We start from the raw sequence: 19,082 nt of genomic DNA, 5'->3' as shown, positions 1-19,082 counted from the left end.
GGAACGGATATGCCACAGATTGTTCATACCGAAGGGGAATCGAATACTTCGGAAGCCCGCAGTTCTTGGCTGAAGAAGTCTATCGGACCCAAATCGTCGCCACTGCTAAAACGCGACGCGGATGTGTTCCTGCATCAATCCTTGTCCAGCCCCTGCGTCAGCACGATTGCCAAAGCGGAAGGGATCTGGATCGAGGACATGGATGGCCGCCGCTACATGGATTTCCATGGCAACTCGGTGCATCACATCGGCTATGGCCATCCTCGGTTAGTGCAGGCGATCAAGGATCAACTGGACGACCTGCCATTTGCCCCGCGCCGTTTCACCAATGACCCGGCGGTGGAACTGGCCGAAAAGCTGGTCGCCATCACCCCTGATGATCTGGGCAAGGTATTGTTTACCACCGGCGGCTCGGACGCCAATGAAGTGGCCCTTAAAATCGCTCGCGCGGCTACGGGTCGCTTCAAGACGCTCAGCTTCTGGGACGCCTTCCATGGAGCGGGCTTTGGAGCAGCGAGCGTTGGCGGCGAGGCCACTTTCCGCAGTCATATCGCCGGTCCGCTTTTGCCGGGGACCGAGCACGTGGCCCCCTTCCACCCCACTCGTTGTCCATATGGTCACACGACGCTTGAGGCCAGCGCAGAAGCCTGCGCAAACATGATCGACTATGTGCTCGAACGTGAAGGTGACATCTGTGCCGTGGTGGCCGAAGCGATGCGTGCGGTTCCCATCGTGCCGCCTCCGGGTTTCTGGAAACGAGTGCGCGAGATCTGCGACCGTCATGGCGCATTGCTCATTTTGGACGAAATTCCGACCGGCTTGGGCAAGACCGGACAAATGTTCTCGTTCCAACATGACGAGATCGTTCCCGATATTGTCACCATCGGCAAGTCGCTGGGCGGAGGTATCCTCCCCATCGCCGCCTGTATCGCCCGCAAGAATCTGGATGTTTGCGGCGATTTTGCCATCGGACACTACACGCACGAAAAGAACCCCGTTACCGCCCGCACAGCATTGACTACACTGCAGATCATTGAGGATGAGGGATTGGTTGAGCGCGCATCAGAACTAGGGGAACATGCAATAAACCGCCTGATGGACGCATTGCAAAACGTTCCCATCGTTGGCGACATCCGGGGCCGTGGCCTTATGTTCGGGATCGAGATCGTCGAGGACCGCGTTACCAAGACACCTGGAAATGCCTGCGCGGAACGGATTTATTATGCCTGTCTCGAAGCGGGGCTGAGCTACAAGATCAGCCAGGGATGCGTTCTTACGTTATCGCCGCCACTGACCATTTCGAAAGGTGAACTAGACCGGGCAATCGATATTGTAGTTGCAGCGATTGAAAACGAGGTCTGACCGGTCGGTCCGCGTACGCCCTGCAAAACTTTAGCGCGGAGGAGCACCTTCCAAACCGATCAAAGCCTGACGCGGATGACACGGCGCGGACGCTCATCGCGAAGTTGATTGAACCCGACGTTTCTGGCGCCGTGGTCAAAAAAGTAAAAGCTACTTGCAGATTATCGCACAAGAGCTGCGGTGAACTGAGCCTATATTGAAGTCGGAGTGAAGTATGGCGATTGTCACCTTCCTGATCAGCCTCGCAGGGGCCACCATGCTGTTGCTGTACGCGGTCCGCATGGTGCGTACCGGGATAGAACGCAGCTACGGCGCGTCGTTCCAGCGGGTGATGACGCAACAACGCAGTTACCTGCAAGCTTCGCTAGTGGGTGTGGTGATGGCGATGGTGCTGCAAAGCTCGGCGGCGGTCGCTCTGTTGAGCTCGGGTTTTGCTGCCAGCGGATTGCTGAGCTTTCCGGCCGGGCTGGCAATTGTGCTGGGCGGCGATCTGGGCTCGGCACTGATCATTCAGATCCTGTCGTTCAAACTGGACTGGCTTGTTCCGTTGCTGCTGGCCGTTGGCGGCTATCTGTTCGTTAAGACCGAGGCTAAAAAAGCCCGACAACTGGGGCGCATCCTGATGGGTGTTGCCTTTATCCTGATCTCTCTCAGGTTCCTGCGCGAAGCGATGGATCCCATTCGCGACAGCGCATTTCTACCCGCGGTAGCGGACTATTTGGCCCGCGACTATATTACCGCCTTCCTTGTCGGCGGTGCGCTGGCCTTTGTCATGCATTCTTCGGTCGCGGCCATCCTTATGTGCGTGACGCTTGTGCAGATTGGCGCAATCCCGTTTACCGCTGGCATGTCATTGGTTTTTGGTTCGAATTTCGGCTCTGCCTTCATTCCGATCTGGCTGACGCGAGGGATGCCCGTGACTGCCCGGCGTATACCCTTTGCCAATCTGGCGCTACGGGGCAGTTGGGCATTAGTGACATTGTTCGCGGCTAACTTCGCCTTGCGGACCGGGCTGTTGGGCGACCCCCAAGGGGGCCAGATGCTGGTCAACGTACATCTAGCATTTAACCTGTCGCTTCTGGTTCTGGCTCTTCCGTTTTGCGGACGCGTGGAGGGCTTGTTCGAAAGGCTCTTGCCCGACCAAAAGAAAGAAAAAGAACCCCGACCAGCGCGCCCGACCAGCGCACTGGACATGGAAAATGTGGCTAACCCGAGCCAGGCCATGCCGAGCCTCAAGCGTGAGCTTCTGCGGATGAGTGACTTTCTCGAAACCATGTTCCGTCCTGTCCTGGAACTGTACCGGAGCGGAGAAAAAGAACAGATCCGCTCGGTTCAAGCCATTGACGAGGACGTAAACAGATGCCTTTCGGGTATTAGAGCCTTTGTTGCTGCGATGCCCTCAGAGATATATGAAAAACGGGATGCAAAAACCGCGCGCGATTTAATGGAATTTGCGATCCGGCTGGAAACAGCAGGAGATGTTGTCGCCAAACGCTTGACAGTGTTGGCCAGCGAAATGCGCGCCAAGGGATCAAGCTTCTCGCAGGAAGGCTGGTCGGAACTGGTTCAGATGCACGAGGGAATTCTGGCCAATATGAAACTGGCATCGAATGTGCTGATTTCGGACGATCTGGAAAGCGCCCGGCTTCTCAGCCTTGAAAAAACCGAGATCAAACGCGTGGAACGAGATAGCCGCAAGCGGCACCTGCGCCGGTTGCAGCACGGCACAACGGAAAGCTTCGAGACCAGCGACATTCATCTGGAAACCTTGCGGGCGTTCCGCGAGTTTAACAGCCACATCGCTTCAATCGCCTACCCGGTCCTGTATCGAAACGGTCAGTTGCTGGAGACTAGGTTGATCAACGAAATTGCCAACTAGTTACTGAGATCAAGAACGCTCGCAAAATCTCAAGTCAAAAGGTAATGTTATTTGGAAGTTTGTTTGACTCAAGAGATTGCCCAAGTACTCTGGGTAGAGAAAAATGATAGTCCAAAGTTTGGAAAAGCTATGTTTGAACGTACGCGTCAGAACATCCTGAGTTGGCCCCGATCTATTTATAAAGTATGCCAAGAACGACTCAAAAAAGGCGTGGTTATGTACGACCATAGAGACACTCGGTCATGCCACGATTCTGGAAACGAATCGAAACCCAAAGATCAACAGGTCGGTAATGAGGATAGCGTCCACGTTGGGTCATCAGAAAAGGTCACAACATTTTATTTACCTTAGATTCTAGGCTTGTCTTTGCCCCCTGAAATTGGACCACTACTTTGGCCGAGAAAGGGGAACAAGGGATGGCTCGGAAGCGATACTCGGACGAAGACATTCTGAAGCTGCTGCGCTGGTGTTGTCACATTAACCGTCGTTCGGTTGCTCGCGCCCAGATTTGAACGTAGTTGGCATCGATGAAATCGCCTCCCGCCAGCTACAAGCGCCACCGCTTTCCACCTCAAATCATCGCGCATGCGGTGTGGCTGTATTGCCGGTTCAATCTCAGCTTTCGGGAAGTTGAAGAGATGTTGCTGCAACGTGGGATCGACGTGTCTTACGAAACTGTCCGGCGTTGGGTCATCAAGTTCGGACCAGTGATTGCGCGAAGCTTGCGGGAGAGACAAGGGCGTCCAGGCAATGTCTGGCATCTGGATGAAGTTGTCGTGAAAATCTCAGGTCGCAAGGGTTTCGTTGCAAAGTTTTAGGTCAGCCAAATAGTTCTGCGATCGCTTCAGTTCAGGTTGCCAACTCGGAGAATTGACGAAACGGGCAGATTCCGGGCGTGAAATGGCCTTTACGGATCATGTGCGTCACCTCGATGCCCGCCAGAGTCGCTGATGCCGAAGCAAGAGACTTGAAGCCGAGCATCGGGCGGGTTCGTCTTTTGATGAAACGATGGTCCTGTTCCATGATGTTGTTCAAGTATTTCCGCCTCACCATTTCAATTGGGACCGGGCAACCAAAACCTTTCAGCATCTTGTTGATGGCCTTGAGGCCAGCGGTGTTAGCTCCACTTTTGTCGATGACTATCTTTCTCGGAAGGCCGTTGACCTCCAGCATTCGGGCGAAGAACATGGTGGCCGCGAGTTTGTTTCGACGCTGGGAAAGCATAAAATCAAGCGTCTTGCCGTGCTTGTCGACAGCTCGATAGAGATAGACCCAATTGCCTTTCACCTTGATGTAAGTCTCATCCATTCTCCAGGAGCGGTCGCACGGTCCCTTTCGACGACGCGCCGCTTCACCGATTGCGCCTGCATACCGCGTCACCCAGCGATTCAGCGTCGTGTGATCCACTGCAACGCCTCGCTCATGCATGATCTCTTCTAGATCGCGATATGACACACCGTATCGGACATAGAAGAACACAGCGAAGAGGATCACATCCTTCGGATACTGCGCGCCTTTGAAAGAGATCATAAAAACTGACTTTCGACTTCAATATTTCGATATCCATTCACTCGAAGCACTTATGAGCGTCAACGGTCAAAAGTTTGCAACAGATCCGGTCTAACCCATCACTAAATGCATTCACCGCCATCGATAACCAAGGCTTGCCCCGTCATAAAAGCGGATTCATCTGAAGCTAAATAGACGATCCCATGGCCAATCTCTTCAACTGTCGCCCACCGACTCATAGGGATCGCCTGCTCGATGTAGCTTTCCAGTTTGGCACGGCCACCCATCTGCTTTTCGAAGCCTGCATTGAAGGGGGTGTCTACAAATCCTGGACAAAGGGCATTGAAACGGATTGCATGGACAGCGTAGTCGGCTGCCATCTGCCGGACCATCGCAACAGCTGCGTGCTTTGTAGTCGCATAGGCGATCATACCCCGGTCGTATTGAACCCCCGAATTGGAGGCCGTGACGATCACGCTGCCTCCACCTTGTGATTTCATATGGGGGACGGCTGCGCGCGCGGCAATGAAGTGAGCGCGGACATTCAATGCCCAAGAAGCATCCATTCCATCTGGTTCCACTTCTTCCAGCGTTCCTTCGATCTGCAACCCAGCATGAGAGTGCAACACGTCAAGCCGACCGAAGTTTTTTACTGCTTCGTCTATGGCTTTGGTAAGCGCATCGTCATCGGTCACATCAAGCTGTATGGCAGATGCTTGATTTCCCTGCGCAACGATCGCGGCCACAGTGGCTTCAGCAAGTGTTGCATCGCGATCGGTTACCACAACATTCGCACCCTCTTGTGCCATTGCCATTGAACCCGCCCGACCAATTCCTGATCCCGCGCCCGTAACGAGCGCGACCTTACCTGCAAGCCGCATGTCACTTGGCTCCTTTATTTAATTATTCGATTTTGAGGCGCCTCGGCGCAAAAGCAGCTGCGCTGCTACGAGCAACAAGAGCGACGCGCCCATAACCATAGTGCCGATGGCATTGATCTCGGGTGTTACGCCGCGCCGGATGGATGAGAATATGTAGATTGGCAGGGTTGTTTCTGAGCCAGCTACGAAGAACGCGATGATGAAATCATCAAATGAGAAAGTGAAGCTGAGCAGGAAGCCTGCCAAAATTGCCGGTGCTATCAACGGCAGGGTCACCTGTCGAAAGGTGCCCCAGGGCGTCGCAAAGAGGTCAGCCGAAGCTTCCATGAGCGCGCGGTCCATACCCGATAGCCTTGCACGTACGATGATTATGACCAGCGCCATTGTGAACATGGTGTGTGCGGCGACAAGCGTGGGCATCCCCATGGAAAGTTGCGGGGGATTTGCTCCATCGGGCCATAGGCTTGCAAGAAGCGGGTTTAGCCAGCCGAATACAGTGACCAGGGCAATGAGTGTCGCGATGCCGATGACGATACCGGGTATCATTATCGCAATATAAATCATCGCATCAAACAAAGTTCGGAGCCATCCCTTAACCCCTTGTAAAGCGATGGCCGCCATGGTTCCGAGAGTGGATGCGAGGCAAGCAGTTATGAATGCCGCAAGCAGACTGGTCTCGAGCGCGTCCATTACAAATGGGTTGTTCAGCGCTTTACCATACCATTGGGTCGAGAACCCCATGAACTGGCTTGCGTGTCGTCCGGCATTAAAGCTGAAAAGCGCGATGATGCCGATTGGAATATAGAGAAAAAGGTAGACGCAAATCGCGTATAAGCGCATCGGACCCTCACATCAGCGAGACATCTTGGCGCTGGCCACCCAGGCGCGAGATGAATTTCATGTAAATTGAGACAGTGACAAGCATTACGACAACCAAAGTCATTGCGACCGCCGATCCGTACGCCCAGTTCCGAGACTGCAGGAACAGGTCCACCAGCGCATTTCCGACGAAAAAGACCTTTCCGCCGCCCAAGATCGCTGGGATCAGAAACTCGCCCATCAGCAAGATGAAGACCAGCATGCAGCCAGTTGCGATACCAGGTACCGACAAAGGAAGTGTCACCTGACGGAACGTACGCCATGGGGTAGAGCCGAGATCAGCCGATGCTTCCAGAAGGCGTTTATCCAGTTTGTCTAAGCTTACAAAAATCGGGAAAACCATCAGAGGTAGATACCCATAGACAATCCCGACAAGCACAGCGAACGGCGTATTTATCAGGCGGATATCATCGATGCCGATCGACTCCAGTAAAGCGGGCAAGCCACGCCCCCCAAGGATGAAAATCCAAGCGTATGACCGGATCAGGATCGATGTCCAGAACGGCACGATCACTAGGATCAACAGCGAAGTTCTCCACTTTGGTGAACAACGCACTGCAAGAAAGTAGGCGAGCGGGTAGGCAATTACCAACGCAGCGATAGTCCCCAGTGGTGCAAGGATCAAAGTGTTCTTAAACGCCGTCCATCGCGCAGGAAGGTTGGCATATTGTTCCAACGTGAACGCTGGAACGTAGCCTCCGGCGGCACCCCGTTCGCCAAAGGAAAAGACGAAGACGACCAGCAGAGGAAGGGCTAGCATTACCAAAAGCCATATTCCTGCTGGAGCCAGCAACAGTGCTTTTCTGCCTCGTTCGGTCATTTTGTCCTCGTCTTTTCCGATATTGGCGACCTTGGCGCTTAGGCCGACTTGAAGCGGGCGAGCAACTCGGCACGGTTTGGATCTGTTAGTGTAGCTGCCGCGCCGAACTCGAGTGCATTCAGAAGGTCAGCTGCCGGATAAAGGATCGGATCTTCCAGTAGTTCCTTCGGCAGCAACGCATTGGTGCGAGCATCAGCCGATGGATAGCCGTGAGCGAGGACTTCTTTCGCATTAACTTCCGGGTTCAGCAGGAAGTCGATCAAGGCATAAGCGGCATCCATATGGGGTGCGCCCTTAGGAATAGCGTAGTAGTCGGACCAGAGTTCACCGCCCTCGGCTCCCAGAACGTAGGCGATTTCAGGCATGTCGACATTCATCTGCTTGCCGTCACCTGTCCAGCACATCGTCATCCAGGCGTCACCGTTACGCATCGGTGGCTGATAATCCGACGAGATTGCAAACAGATGCGGTTTGGCATCCAGCAACAATTTCTCGGCATCCGCCAGTTCCTTCTCATCGACCGAGTTGAAGGAGTAGCCGAAGTATTTCAGGGCATTACCGATGGTGGTGAGTTGGTAATCATGCACCATTGTCCGGCCTGAGTAACCTTCCATAGTAAGGTCCCAGAACTCTTTCCATGTGGTTGGAGTCGGAGCGCCGTCAAGCTTGCTGGTGTTCACTGCAAAGCCAGTCGTGCCCCAGTTTTTTGGGACCGCGTAAAGCTGGCCATCGACAGAACCGGCATCGGAAAAGCGCTGTTCGAATGAACCTGCGTCGTAGTTTGGCAGTTTGGACGTATCGAGCGGGATGATCAGATCTTCACCCACATACGTAGTGATTGTGTAGTTGGTTGGAACAAAAACGTCCCAGCCAGACCCTCCAGCCTGTAGTTTTGCCAACATCTCTTCGTTCGAGCCAAAAACATTGACCTGAACATGGGCGCCAGTGGCTTCCGTGAAGGCTTCGAAGTTCATCTCGTCATGGTAGTTCGGCCATGTGGCGAGGATCACTCGGTCGCCAATGTCCCCGGCAGCAAATGCCGGGCGTGGACGCAACCCAGGAATGGCCGTGCCCAGAACGGCCGTTGCCATCCCAAGACCTGTCACGCCTAAGAAATGTCGCCGTGTAACCGAACCCTTTTGGTACCGGCGAAGCTCTTCCATGAACTTTTGCTTGGAAATAGTCCCATTATCCTTGGTCATTGTGAACCTCTCTGTTGTTGGATTGCGGGATTTGTTATTTTTCCAGGATCAGCAGTGCGCCTTCGCCCCATGAAACAAAGGCCTGCTCTCCTGCATTGAACGTCCCCTCGTTCAATTCCGCTTGCCTTGGCACAAGTACATGGAAATCACCCAGTGCTTCGTTGCGCGCAAGGTATTCTGTGTGCTCCCCAAGGAAGATCCGATTTTGAATGGTAACTGGCAGAGCGATTTCAGCTGTGGGTAGCGCGCGGGTCAGCGTGATCTGTTCAGGACGGATACTAACGCACACTTCCTGCCCGGCATCTATTGGAATCTCCGGAGTTCCGTGCACCTTTTGGCCACTCGCTAAACGCACAGTAATTTGGTCGGCTGCTGAGTCAGTCACAGTTGCATCAAAGAAATTTGAGGTGCCTACAAATCCAGCCACGTAGCGGCTGCGGGGCATGTCATAGAGTTCGCGTGGGCTGCCAACCTGCACAATACTGCCGCCTTCCATCACACAAATTCGGTCGGACATTGAAAGCGCTTCTTCTTGGTCGTGCGTGACGAGGACAAAAGTTATTCCCAGTTGTCGTTGCAGGTTCTGCAGTTCAAACTGCATTTCTTTTCGAAGCTTTCGATCCAGAGCAGCCATTGGTTCATCAAGCAGCAAAAGCTTGGGCTCGTTTACGATCGCACGCGCCAAAGCGACGCGTTGCTGCTGACCACCAGACATCTCCCAGATGCGACGTGGGCCAAACCCACCAAGACGGACAGTTTCCAGCGCTTGCTCAACCTTTGTCGCGATTGTTTGTTTGTCTACATGTGGTCGTTGTTGGCGCAGGCCGTACGCGATGTTGTCGAACACGCTTAGGTGAGGAAAAAGAGCATAGTGCTGAAACACCATGTTGACTGGGCGATGGTGCGCATCCAAGTCGTTGACGACTTCTCCATCGAGCAACACCTGACCTTCGGTTGGCTTCTCGAAACCTGCCAACATTCTAAGCGCAGTGGTTTTGCCGCAACCAGATGGGCCTAAGAACGACAGGAACTCTCCTTTCCCAATGGAAAGATTCAGGTCTTTGGCAGCGACCACATTCCCAAAGGTCTTAGTCACTCCGCGGAGTTCCGCAATCGTCTGCATGGTGACGCTCATGTCAAAGCTCATATACTGCCTTTTTCCTTTTGCTTGATTTTTTGGCATTTACTGGCATACCACTCAAACAGGGAAAAAGTAACAATAACCCCGATTAGCTGTATATACCACAATTGGGGTATAAAGCCGCTTTTCGAAAATCTGGAGCAGCGTGTGTTCGATTGGATGGAAGAGGCCGGCAGGGTCGTGGAGAAGATCGGAACCCCAGAATTTCCATGTGCTTTAGCAGATGGCTTGCGGCAGGTCGCACCATTCGATTTTACAGTGGTGTTTGGCCATGTCGGAACCGAAGCACCTATAGACCTTCACGACGATTTTCCCAAAAGCAAACGGCGTATTTTTGTTCAGGATTACCAAGCAGGGCCCTACGTACTTGATCCATTTTTTTTGGCCGCGACAAAACCGATAACACCGGGTCTGTACCGCATGCGCGATATCGCACCGGACAGGTTCTATCAGGGCGAATACTATCGCAGCTATTACAAAAGGACTGGGTTAGCAGAGGAGATTGGCTACTTTATCGATATCCCAAGCACTGGGATGGTTGTGGTCTCGCTCATGCGATCAGTGAAGCCTTTTTCAGCCAAGGAAATTCGTCATTTGCACGCTCTATGGCCGCTCGTTCGGGCAGCCTGTTGCAAACATTGGAGTGACTTTCCAACGATGACCCGCGGCGCCGCAGCGAATGGCGTTAGTCGTCGCGTCGATCTTGCTTTCCAGGCATTTGGCGATGGCGTTCTGACGCCACGAGAAAGAGAAGTCGTTGAGTTCACGTTGAAGGGTCATTCGGCAGAAGCTGTCGGCACAATTCTCGGCATCTCTCCAGGCACAGTCCGCATCCACAGACGCAACATTTACGCGAAACTTAGGATCAATTCGCAGGGTGAGCTTTTTTCAAAGTTCATTGAAAAGGCACTTTAAAAGGTTCCTTGAACACCCACTTTGGGCTGACTGCGGTTCTTTGGAGTAAAAATGCGGATGGCTGCAACGTCCCGCATTGCTGCCGCTCGCGACATTTCAGCGAGCGTCTGTCTCGAGCCCAAACCGACACTTTAGGTTCAGTGATTTAGAGATCATTGCGATGCACCCTTCCATCCTTCATGACAAAACGGATGACCGACGGGAATATCCTAGATTCGATTAGGATTTACACAATCCAGTATTTTCTGAGCAGCTAACTGAACCGACTTTCTCAACTGCATGACCTCGGAGTTCGCAGCCAGCCGGGACTTCATCTCCGCATCCCCAAGTAGTTGGTTAATCGCATTCTCCAACTGCTCCGTTGTCCAATCCCATCGATTTAGCCTGAGTCCGACACTGGTTTCGACTGCCCGCTGGGCGTTGTCATGTCCGTCCCAGCAATAGGGGAGGATTAGCGACGGGACCCCGAAATACAGCGCTTCGCAAAAGCTGTTGTTGCCGCCGTGGTGAATAAAAAGATCGCATTGTTCAACCACGGAAGGCTGCGGGAACCATTCCTGCAGATGAACATTGTCCGGCACTCTGGAATAGGCATCGATCTGTGCGCCGACATTGATCAGAAAACGCATGTCCAATGTCTTGAATACGTCGAACAGGCTTTCAAAGAATGAGACATCCATTGCACCGAGGCTGCCAAAACTCACGTACACCAGAGGCCCGTTGTTACGGGGCATTTGAGGTACACGGTAAGGACCTTCCTGGCGAACGCAGCCTTCGAGAAAGGTGAATTGTCCAGAGTCCAGCACCTGATCACGATCATGGCGAATGATAGATGGCGCTAAAAGAAGGTTTTGATGCGGTGATGTTTCTACGAACTCACCTTCAGGCAATAGCTCAAGCCCCTTATCCTGGCGAAATTTGTTGTAGCGCGCATGAATTGGGTCAAGGGTCTCCAAGTACTGGTCTCGAAATGCCGCACACCCGGCAGCGTCAGATGCCGGCAGACCGGACAGGTACGGCGGTAGGCAGTTGTCTGGCAACTCGGTTTCCGCGCAAGAAATAACCCTGACCCATGGGCACTCGGATCGTACGATGGCCGGGAACATGATGACGTTGTCGAGGACGACGACATCTGGGTTGATCCGCTCTAGCGCCGTTTCCAAACCCTGTTCGACCGATTCCGCTGTCTCGACGATTGCGTTCCAAACGGGCTCTACATAGGTGGTCAGTTGGTCAGTTGGATGCATGTTAAAATGCGGCAGATGATGGCTCAGGAATTCCTGCCAGTAGGTCTGGGTTTCCTCTTCTGTCAACTCTGACTGAACAGGGACGGCGAACTCGTCAAAACCGTAATCTGCGAATACGCCACCAAAGCCACCGTGGGTGAGGAAAACGGGGTGTGCACCCATTGCGCGCAGTTCCTGGGCGATCCCCACACAATTCAGTGCAGCCCCAAAACTAGCTTCGGGGAAAAACGCGATTACGGGTGCTTCCTTGCGGTTCATCATTCAATCACCGGATTGACCCGCGGGTTGCTTGGACTAGCGCCGGAGCACCACGATTGGCGACGCTGGGCCTTTGGTGCATTGAAAGCCGCAAGTGCAACCTCATCTGATCCGCCGCAAGATCGAAATGATCCTGTTCGATGAAATCAAGGATACGCAGATGTTCATCGAGCGCCTGCCTCATCCGAAAGTCGATCATACCGAATGATCCGCCTGGCAGGTGGCGCAACCCATGATGGGCCATGAGAACAGAAGCTAGATACTGGTTTCCGGACGATCGAGCGATGAGCTTGTGAAAGGCAAGATCCGCGTCCTGGAAATCCTGGCTATTGAAAGAGTTTTCCGACTGCGCCAGAAGCGCTTCGGTCTGGCTGCGGACCAGATCGGCGCGCTTGGTGTCCAACTTGAAACCGTCGGACAGAATGGCCTGCGGTTCCAGTATCAGACGAAATTCGTAGCTCTCTATTCGTCCGGAGCGGTCTCCCGGCATGCGCGTAAAAACCCAGGATTGACCTTCGGCTTTCTGAATCACGCCTTGGGCCAGGAGGGCTTCGAGCGCACGCTGTGCAGCGCTGCGGGAAACCGAATATCTGCGGATCAGGTCTGTGACATTGATGGCACCGTCCAGGCGTCGGGCGCCGCGATCTCGTAGGATGGCACCAGCGAGATCCACACCTGCTCCGACCGCATGCTGGTTGAGTATCGAATGCCCCTTTTCGGGTTCGCATTCTAGGACAAACCCGCCTTCTGCCGCTTTGCGTGCCATCCCCTCCTTTTCCAGCAGCCTCAATGCGGATCTAATCGGAGTGCGAGAGACGCTGCACGAATCAGCAAGGGTTTTTTCCACCAGTCTGTCGCCCTGATGCAAATCGAGATCCATCGCAACATCCAGTATTTTTTGAGCAAGTTTCAAGTATTTGCTTGGTGACATAAGAAGACGGCTTTCGTCATACTCAGTTAATATACAATAAAAACGGTATCTTAAATGGCTTCTCCGGGCCATACAAAAATGATTCAAAAAATTGTTGAGTTTTATTTCATCAAAAAATACCGTGATTGCATCATATATCTCGCCCCAGAAGCGAGCGCGGATGTCAAGGGAGGAAGACATGACCAACAAGTTCACCAATTCGTTCCGTTTGCCATTTGCTTGGCTCACCGCCGGGGCGGCCTGCGCACTCAGCGCATTCGCCGGAGCGGCCCAAGCAGAAAAAATCGTGATCTCGAACTGGGACGGCTACATGCCGCCGGACCTGCTGGAGAATTTCACCATGGAAACCGGTATCGAGGCCGAGCTCTCGGTGCATGGCACTAACGAAGAAATCATGGGCAAGGTCGTAGCCGGTGGAGGAAAGGGCTACGACGTTCTTTTCGTCTCGTCGCCTTTTGCCGAGGCGTTAAACAACCTGGGGCTGGTGGCTGCAATCGACCACGACAAGGTTCCGAATGCCTCTAACCTGTATGACGAAGCTAAAGAACTAGCCCATGATCCGGGCAACAACTATTCAATGCCATACGCTTGGGGCACGACGGGCTTATGCTACCGGTCAGACCTGATGCCAGAGCCAACTTCGTGGAACGATCTGCTCAAACCCTCTGACGACCTCAAAGGCAAAGTGACAATGCTCTCGACGGATCGCTGGCTGATGGGGGCTGCTGCGCTAGCCCTCGGAAAGTCGCTGAACGATACGTCGGATGAGACGTTGGCGGCTGCAAAGGACCTGCTGGTTGCGGCGAAGCAGGATCTGCTGGCCTACGACGACGCAACTTTTTATCTGAAGTTGGTATCGGGCGAGGCAACGATGGTTCACGCCTGGGATGGCTGGTGCAACTACGGCATCGGTGAAAACGCGGACATCAAGTACACGATACCATCAGAAGGATCGGATCTGTGGGTGGATGCGCTAGTCATCGCGGATGCATCTGAAAACAAAGATGCGGCGCATGCCTTTGTGAACTATGTCTTGGGCGCGGACGTCGGTGTCTGGGTTGCCAGCAATATCCTTTACAAAACGCCGAACAAGGCTGCGATGGAGGCGCTGGACCCGTCCTTAATCGAAACCTTCCCGAATATGGGAATGTCGCCTGCAGACCTTACCAAGTACGAGCAGTTGCGCGATCTCGGCAATGGCCAGAAACCCTTTGCACGGACCGTGACCGAAATCATGGCCGCACAGTAAGTGATCAAACCCTGAGCAAAACCCGACCCGAACAAAGGGTCGGGCCTGTACGACCTCACTCCACAGATTGCCAAGTATATGACCAATCGACTGAAATCGGTGATCTTGCTGGGGCCGGGCCTGGGCTGGCTTGCGCTTCTTATGGTGGTGCCGTGTGGCCTTATTTTTACCTATGCGTTCTTTGAACGCGGTATCTATGGCGGTATCGACCACGTCTTTACGTTTGAGAATTTTGTGCGGGCCACCGATCCTCTTTACCTCGGGATCTTCTTACGCTCAGCCAAGATCGCATTTCTGACCACGATAATCGCGATCCTGATCGCCTATCCGGCGGCCTATGCCATCACGCTGGCGCCGCGCCGTTGGCAGACCGGTTTGCTGATCTTGGTGATCCTGCCGTTCTGGTCCAACTACCTAATCCGCACTTACGCCTGGATCGTGATGCTTAACCGCGAGGGCTTGATCAATAATACTCTCCAGGGGGCAGGCTTGATCGATGAGCCGCTGTCTCTACTTTATAACAATTTCGCGGTGATCGTTGGGCTTGTCTACAACTACACCCCCTTTGTGGTTCTGGCGATCTATTCGTCGCTGAACCGCATAAATGTCGAAACCATAGAAGCCTCGGAAGATCTTGGAGCTCCCGCTTGGACCACTTTCCACCGGGTGATACTGCCACAGACCGTTCCCGGCATTGCGGCAGGTGGTGTCTTTGTTTTTGTATTGTCGATCGGCAATTTCATTACGCCCGATTTGCTTGGTGGCGGGCGACTTCAGATGGTTGGAAACCTGATCTATGACCAGTTCCTGAGCGCCCGCGACTGGCCGTTCGGAGCAACGCTGTCGATGTTCCTGATTGCGATTATGATGGGGCTTTTGTTCGCACAGGCGGTATTGGCCAATCGCGCAGCGGGACAGAGAGGGCAGGACTGATGCGGGACCGATCCAACATGGGCCTGAAGCTGCACCTGGTTTTGTTTTACACCTTTCTCTATGTGCCGATCCTTGTGCTCATGGCGTTAAGCTTTAACCGGGCCGGACTTCCAACTGTATGGACCGGGTTTTCGTTGGAATGGTACGGCAAGTTGTTTACCGCGGATCCAATACTGTCGGCGGCGCGCAACACGCTAATCGTGGCCTTAATCTCGACCGTTCTGGCGACAATATTCGGCACGCTTTTGGCGGTCGGTGTCGAGACACGGCATAATTCTTCAGTTCTAGACGCGGTTCTGTTCGCACCGATGATCATCCCCGACATAGTTCTGGCCATCGCGCTCTTGTCCTTTTTCACCCTACTCAACATGACGCTGGGGCTTCATTCGATCATCCTCAGCCATGTCGTATTTAACATAGCCTTTGTTGTCGCCGTGGTGCGTACGCGGATGCGCAATTTCGACCATTCGATACTTGAGGCCAGTGCCGACCTTGGGGCCAGCGAATTCACCACCTTTCGCCGCATCCTGCTGCCCGCCATCGCGCCGGGGGTTATCGCCGGGGCGCTGTTGTCTTTCACCCTGTCTGTGGACGAATTCATTATTGCCTTCTTTACCGCCGGTGCTGGGCAATCCTCGACCACGTTGCCGATGCAGATTTACGCAATGATCCGATTTGGCGTCACGCCGGAAATCAATGCGATGGCTACCATCGTCATGTTCGTTTCATTCACGCTGGTCTTCTTCGCACAGCGTACCGACAAAGAGGTTTTCAGCCGATGAACCAAGGGGTTCAACTCAGGAATATAACCAAGCGATACGGTTTGGTGACCGCGATCGACAATGTTTCACTGGATATTCGCGATAACGAGTTCTTTGCACTTTTGGGCCCATCGGGCTGCGGCAAGACCACACTATTGCGGACGCTGGCGGGCTTCGAAACGCCACAGGAAGGACAGGTTATCGTTGCCGGGCAGAACGTGACAAACATACGTCCCAGCAGGCGGCCCCTGAATCTGATGTTCCAATCCTATGCCTTGTTTCCGCACATGAGCGTCGAAAAAAACATCGCCTATGGGTTAGAAATGGAGAAATTGCCTAAGGACGAAATTGCCACGAGAGTAGCTGAGGTTCTGGAAAGTGCGAAACTTTCGGGGTTTGCCGGGCGCAAGCCGGATCAGCTTTCTGGTGGGCAGCGACAGCGGGTTGCTTTGGCGCGCGCGCTGGTCAAAAGGCCAAAAGTCCTGTTGCTGGATGAGCCCCTTTCAGCTCTTGACAAGAAACTACGAGAAGAGATGCAGCTGGAGCTCAAACGGTTGCAACACGAGGTGGGGATTACATTTCTAATTGTGACCCATGACCAGGAAGAGGCCTTGGTCATGGCCGACCGGATCGCGGTCTTGCATGATGGTAAGCTGGCGCAGGTCGGTACTCCTCACGAGCTCTACGAACACCCCGGATCGCGCTTTGTTGCAGATTTTATCGGCGTGATGAACTTCCTGAATGGTAACGCCGTGGATGGCGGTGTCGATGTCGACGGGGCGGGAATGCTGAGGGGCGTTTCCGAGCTGCGCGGTGCCGCCACGATTGCTGTGCGCCCGGAACGGGTCAGCCTGATGCAGACCGCCCCTCAAGATGGGCGCAACTGCCTTCCCGGCACTGTCGAAGAAGTCGCCTATCACGGGTCAGACCTGGGTGTGCATGTGCGTGTTCGCGGCGGGAGGAGCACCCTGTCCGCCCGCGTTCCAGCCGGCCAAGCCGACCGTGAAAGTATCCAGCCGGGTCAGGATGTCTACTGCGTATGGGACGCGAAACATTCCCGCATCCTACCCAACTGCTAAGCCATATCTAACGGGAGACCTACAATGTCACAGAAAACCATCGCCTTCTTCCCCGAAGCTGCCTTTGGCCCTGCGCTGAATTCGGTTGGCATCGCGCAGGCCTGCGAGAAACTGGGCCATAAGGCTGTATTTCTAAGCGATCCCGGCTTTGTCGAGGTATATGAAGGTTATGGGTTTGAGGCGCATCCTGTTGCCCTGTCCGAGCCGATGGAACCCGAGGCGATGGCAAAGTTCTGGGAGGATTTCATCAACGGTCACATCCCAAATTTTCGCAAAGCCCCGATTGACCAGATCGATAACTACGTCAAGGATTGCTGGGAGGCGATCGTCGACAGCGCAAAATGGGCGCAAAAAGATCTGCCCGATGTACTGGCAAAAATCAAACCAGATATGATCTGCGTGGATAATGTCATTATGTTCCCGGCTATCAAGCAGTTCGGCGTACCGTGGGTGCGGATCATCTCATGTTCCGAAAACGAAATCCCTGACCCGATTGTGCCGCCGCACTTGTCAGGCTGCCGGGTGGATGACCGCGAGGGCATGGCGGCCTATGAGGCTAAATTCCACGAGGTGATCAAGCCGATCCACGACGACTACAATGCGTTCCTGGCCAGATGCAACGAAGAGGCCTATCCGATCGGAGAGTTTTTCGAAGCGTCGCCCACAATGAACCTTCTGCTTTATCCCGAGCCTGCAAAGTACGAACGACAGAACCCGCTGGACCCAAACCGGTTCCAGTATCTTGAAGGTTGCGTACGCGAAGAAGAATCCTTTGAGGTGCCAACGTTTAAGTCCAACAATGACAAACCACTTCTCTATGTATCTTTCGGGTCACTTGGTGCAGGCGACACCGACCTGCTAAAAAGGATCATTTCGACCATTTCCAGGCTGCCCTACCGGGCGCTCGTAAATGTCGGGGATTACATGGATGAATACACAGAAATTCCTGACAACGTGCACATACAAAGTTGGTATCCCCAGCCTTCGGTAATTCCGCAGGTTGACGCGGTGATACATCATGGCGGTAACAACTCGTTCACCGAGTGCCTGTATTTCGGCAAAGCGGCAATCATTATGCCCTATGTCTGGGACGGCCACGATAACGCCACTCGTGTTCAGGAAACTGGCCACGGGTTCGGGTTTCACCGATACGACTGGACCGATGATGAATTGGCTATTGCCCTCGACAAATGTATCAACGATCCAGGAATGCAGGCGAAGATGGCGGCAACCTCTGCTCATATGCAGTCACGGCATGGCCCGACCAAGGCAGCCGGCATTCTCGACGACATCCTGAAAGCCGCGGAATGAGCAGCGCCCCGCATCTTTCCGAAATCTCGACTCGCACCGACCTCACGGACTGGGGGCTACAGCCGGACATGATCGAAGGCCAGTCTCATTCATCGGGTATGCTGGTTCACAAGGGTCCTGACAACCGACCGGAGATCGGCGCATGGGTCTGTACTCCAGGGCGCTGGCGCCTAACGATTCCGCGTGACGAGTTCTGCTATTTTGTGCAGGGCCGCGCGGTCTATCGGTCGGATGCAGGCGAAAGCATCGAAGTTACGCCCGGAACGGCCGTACTATTCCCCGCCGGTTGGGTAGGGGAATGCACGGTCGAGGAAACACTGCGCAACACCTACTACCTAACGGATCGCGAACCTGAATCATGACCACGCCACGTATGCAAAACCCGCTCCAGCAGACTGATCTTGTCGATTGGGGGGTAATCCCGACGATGATTGAAGGGCAATCCCGCACCTCGGGAAAGCTGATCCACAAGGGGCCTGACGGCCAGTCCGAATGCGGCCTTTGGGTCTGCACTCCCGGTAAGTGGGAATGTCACGTCACCAAGGACGAGTTCTGCCACTTTCTGGAAGGCCGCTGTACCTATGTCCATGAAAGCGGCGAGGTAATTGAGATTACGCCCGATACGGCGGCCTTTTTTCCGCAGGACTGGAAAGGCGTTTGCACTGTCCACGAGACGGTCAAGAAAGTGTACATGATCCGCTAACGGCGCAATGCCTGTCAAACAA

General features: G+C 53.9%; 18 protein-coding genes and 1 pseudogene. 11 read left to right on the top strand and 8 right to left on the bottom strand.

Annotation, left to right across the window (positions count from 1 at the left end):
* The first annotated feature begins 9 nt into the window (after window positions 1-9).
* The 3 genes and pseudogenes from pbfA to AC2FI7_RS17645 all read left to right on the top strand — a co-directional run.
* Entirely contained in the window at window positions 10-1,362 is a 1,353-nt protein-coding gene (pbfA, locus tag AC2FI7_RS17655; protein WP_496816373.1) for a (R)-1-hydroxy-2-aminoethylphosphonate ammonia-lyase, read from the top strand.
* Window positions 1,363-1,576: 214 nt separating this feature from the next.
* The gene (locus AC2FI7_RS17650) at window positions 1,577-3,241 is read left to right on the top strand and encodes a Na/Pi cotransporter family protein (protein WP_496816372.1); all 1,665 of its coding nucleotides are present in this window, start codon (window positions 1,577-1,579) and stop codon (window positions 3,239-3,241) included.
* A 527-nt stretch (window positions 3,242-3,768) separates the two neighbouring features.
* Window positions 3,769-4,035, top strand: a pseudogene (locus AC2FI7_RS17645) (IS6 family transposase); the annotation flags it as partial.
* Between the two features lie 55 nt (window positions 4,036-4,090).
* Here the strand turns inward: AC2FI7_RS17645 and AC2FI7_RS17640 are convergent.
* The 6 genes from AC2FI7_RS17640 to AC2FI7_RS17615 form a co-directional block, all read right to left on the bottom strand.
* On the bottom strand, window positions 4,091-4,771 hold the full coding sequence (locus AC2FI7_RS17640; RefSeq protein ID WP_496816371.1) for an IS6 family transposase: 681 nt from the start codon (window positions 4,769-4,771) through the stop codon (window positions 4,091-4,093).
* A 101-nt stretch (window positions 4,772-4,872) separates the two neighbouring features.
* Window positions 4,873-5,631: an SDR family NAD(P)-dependent oxidoreductase gene (locus AC2FI7_RS17635; RefSeq protein WP_010442231.1), complete on the bottom strand. Its 759-nt coding sequence runs from the start codon at window positions 5,629-5,631 to the stop codon at window positions 4,873-4,875.
* 18 nt (window positions 5,632-5,649) lie between these two features.
* Window positions 5,650-6,471 carry an ABC transporter permease gene (locus AC2FI7_RS17630; protein WP_010442232.1) on the bottom strand — a complete coding sequence of 274 codons (822 nt, stop codon included), beginning with the start codon at window positions 6,469-6,471 and terminating at the stop codon, window positions 5,650-5,652.
* Between the two features lie 7 nt (window positions 6,472-6,478).
* On the bottom strand, window positions 6,479-7,330 hold the full coding sequence (locus AC2FI7_RS17625) for an ABC transporter permease (protein WP_010442233.1): 852 nt from the start codon (window positions 7,328-7,330) through the stop codon (window positions 6,479-6,481).
* A 38-nt stretch (window positions 7,331-7,368) separates the two neighbouring features.
* A complete protein-coding gene (locus tag AC2FI7_RS17620; RefSeq protein WP_010442234.1) occupies window positions 7,369-8,532 on the bottom strand; it encodes an ABC transporter substrate-binding protein in 1,164 nt (387 codons plus the stop codon).
* A 34-nt stretch (window positions 8,533-8,566) separates the two neighbouring features.
* Window positions 8,567-9,667 (bottom strand): ABC transporter ATP-binding protein, encoded by a 1,101-nt coding sequence (locus AC2FI7_RS17615; RefSeq protein WP_260026517.1) that lies wholly within the window; start codon window positions 9,665-9,667, stop codon window positions 8,567-8,569.
* A 153-nt stretch (window positions 9,668-9,820) separates the two neighbouring features.
* On the opposite strand from AC2FI7_RS17615, the gene AC2FI7_RS17610 reads away from it, so the two are divergent.
* On the top strand, window positions 9,821-10,588 hold the full coding sequence (locus AC2FI7_RS17610) for a helix-turn-helix transcriptional regulator (RefSeq protein WP_010442236.1): 768 nt from the start codon (window positions 9,821-9,823) through the stop codon (window positions 10,586-10,588).
* Window positions 10,589-10,797: 209 nt separating this feature from the next.
* On the opposite strand, the gene AC2FI7_RS17605 is transcribed toward AC2FI7_RS17610, so the two are convergent.
* Together AC2FI7_RS17605 and AC2FI7_RS17600 are read right to left on the bottom strand one after the other, a co-directional pair.
* Window positions 10,798-12,093, bottom strand: a complete 1,296-nt coding sequence (locus AC2FI7_RS17605; protein WP_496833530.1) for a nucleotide disphospho-sugar-binding domain-containing protein — start codon at window positions 12,091-12,093, stop codon at window positions 10,798-10,800.
* A gap of 7 nt (window positions 12,094-12,100) precedes the next feature.
* The gene (locus AC2FI7_RS17600; RefSeq protein ID WP_139056611.1) at window positions 12,101-13,219 is read right to left on the bottom strand and encodes a GntR family transcriptional regulator; all 1,119 of its coding nucleotides are present in this window, start codon (window positions 13,217-13,219) and stop codon (window positions 12,101-12,103) included.
* On the opposite strand from AC2FI7_RS17600, the gene AC2FI7_RS17595 reads away from it, so the two are divergent.
* The 7 genes from AC2FI7_RS17595 (at window position 13,203) to AC2FI7_RS17565 (ending at window position 19,060) form a co-directional block, all read left to right on the top strand.
* A complete protein-coding gene (locus tag AC2FI7_RS17595; protein ID WP_010442239.1) occupies window positions 13,203-14,273 on the top strand; it encodes a polyamine ABC transporter substrate-binding protein in 1,071 nt (356 codons plus the stop codon). The genes AC2FI7_RS17600 and AC2FI7_RS17595 overlap by 17 nt on opposite strands.
* A gap of 78 nt (window positions 14,274-14,351) precedes the next feature.
* Window positions 14,352-15,206, top strand: coding sequence for an ABC transporter permease (locus AC2FI7_RS17590; protein WP_010442240.1), 855 nt, complete (start codon window positions 14,352-14,354; stop codon window positions 15,204-15,206).
* Complete coding sequence (locus AC2FI7_RS17585) at window positions 15,206-15,988, top strand: ABC transporter permease (RefSeq protein WP_171126719.1); 783 nt, start codon at window positions 15,206-15,208, stop codon at window positions 15,986-15,988. The genes AC2FI7_RS17590 and AC2FI7_RS17585 overlap by 1 nt, the downstream gene beginning before the upstream one ends.
* A gap of 44 nt (window positions 15,989-16,032) precedes the next feature.
* Window positions 16,033-17,046, top strand: a complete 1,014-nt coding sequence (locus AC2FI7_RS17580) for an ABC transporter ATP-binding protein (RefSeq protein ID WP_259462661.1) — start codon at window positions 16,033-16,035, stop codon at window positions 17,044-17,046.
* A 24-nt stretch (window positions 17,047-17,070) separates the two neighbouring features.
* Window positions 17,071-18,357 (top strand): nucleotide disphospho-sugar-binding domain-containing protein, encoded by a 1,287-nt coding sequence (locus AC2FI7_RS17575; protein ID WP_010442243.1) that lies wholly within the window; start codon window positions 17,071-17,073, stop codon window positions 18,355-18,357.
* Window positions 18,354-18,719, top strand: a complete 366-nt coding sequence (locus tag AC2FI7_RS17570) for a cupin domain-containing protein (RefSeq protein WP_010442244.1) — start codon at window positions 18,354-18,356, stop codon at window positions 18,717-18,719. The genes AC2FI7_RS17575 and AC2FI7_RS17570 overlap by 4 nt, the downstream gene beginning before the upstream one ends.
* A complete protein-coding gene (locus AC2FI7_RS17565; protein ID WP_010442245.1) occupies window positions 18,716-19,060 on the top strand; it encodes a cupin domain-containing protein in 345 nt (114 codons plus the stop codon). Before AC2FI7_RS17570 ends, AC2FI7_RS17565 begins: the two co-directional genes overlap by 4 nt.
* The last annotated feature ends 22 nt before the right edge of the window (window positions 19,061-19,082 follow it).

The sequence above is a fragment of the Ruegeria sp. YTSA064 genome, from assembly GCF_059610325.1.
Note: the sequence above shows the minus strand (reverse complement) of the source record. Positions and strands in the feature narration are given on the sequence as shown.

Bases quoted from the DNA above. Each gene is read 5' to 3' on its own strand.
- pbfA (WP_496816373.1), top strand. From the start codon at position 10: ATGCCACAGATTGTTCATACCGAAGGGGAATCGAATACTTCGGAAGCC.
- AC2FI7_RS17650 (WP_496816372.1), top strand. From the start codon at position 1,577: ATGGCGATTGTCACCTTCCTGATCAGCCTCGCAGGGGCCACCATGCTG.
- AC2FI7_RS17640 (WP_496816371.1), bottom strand. From the start codon at position 4,771: ATGATCTCTTTCAAAGGCGCGCAGTATCCGAAGGATGTGATCCTCTTC.
- AC2FI7_RS17635 (WP_010442231.1), bottom strand. From the start codon at position 5,631: ATGCGGCTTGCAGGTAAGGTCGCGCTCGTTACGGGCGCGGGATCAGGA.
- AC2FI7_RS17630 (WP_010442232.1), bottom strand. From the start codon at position 6,471: ATGCGCTTATACGCGATTTGCGTCTACCTTTTTCTCTATATTCCAATC.
- AC2FI7_RS17625 (WP_010442233.1), bottom strand. From the start codon at position 7,330: ATGACCGAACGAGGCAGAAAAGCACTGTTGCTGGCTCCAGCAGGAATA.
- AC2FI7_RS17620 (WP_010442234.1), bottom strand. From the start codon at position 8,532: ATGACCAAGGATAATGGGACTATTTCCAAGCAAAAGTTCATGGAAGAG.
- AC2FI7_RS17615 (WP_260026517.1), bottom strand. From the start codon at position 9,667: ATGAGCGTCACCATGCAGACGATTGCGGAACTCCGCGGAGTGACTAAG.
- AC2FI7_RS17605 (WP_496833530.1), bottom strand. From the start codon at position 12,093: ATGAACCGCAAGGAAGCACCCGTAATCGCGTTTTTCCCCGAAGCTAGT.
- AC2FI7_RS17595 (WP_010442239.1), top strand. From the start codon at position 13,203: ATGACCAACAAGTTCACCAATTCGTTCCGTTTGCCATTTGCTTGGCTC.
- AC2FI7_RS17590 (WP_010442240.1), top strand. From the start codon at position 14,352: ATGACCAATCGACTGAAATCGGTGATCTTGCTGGGGCCGGGCCTGGGC.
- AC2FI7_RS17585 (WP_171126719.1), top strand. From the start codon at position 15,206: ATGCGGGACCGATCCAACATGGGCCTGAAGCTGCACCTGGTTTTGTTT.
- AC2FI7_RS17575 (WP_010442243.1), top strand. From the start codon at position 17,071: ATGTCACAGAAAACCATCGCCTTCTTCCCCGAAGCTGCCTTTGGCCCT.
- AC2FI7_RS17570 (WP_010442244.1), top strand. From the start codon at position 18,354: ATGAGCAGCGCCCCGCATCTTTCCGAAATCTCGACTCGCACCGACCTC.
- AC2FI7_RS17565 (WP_010442245.1), top strand. From the start codon at position 18,716: ATGACCACGCCACGTATGCAAAACCCGCTCCAGCAGACTGATCTTGTC.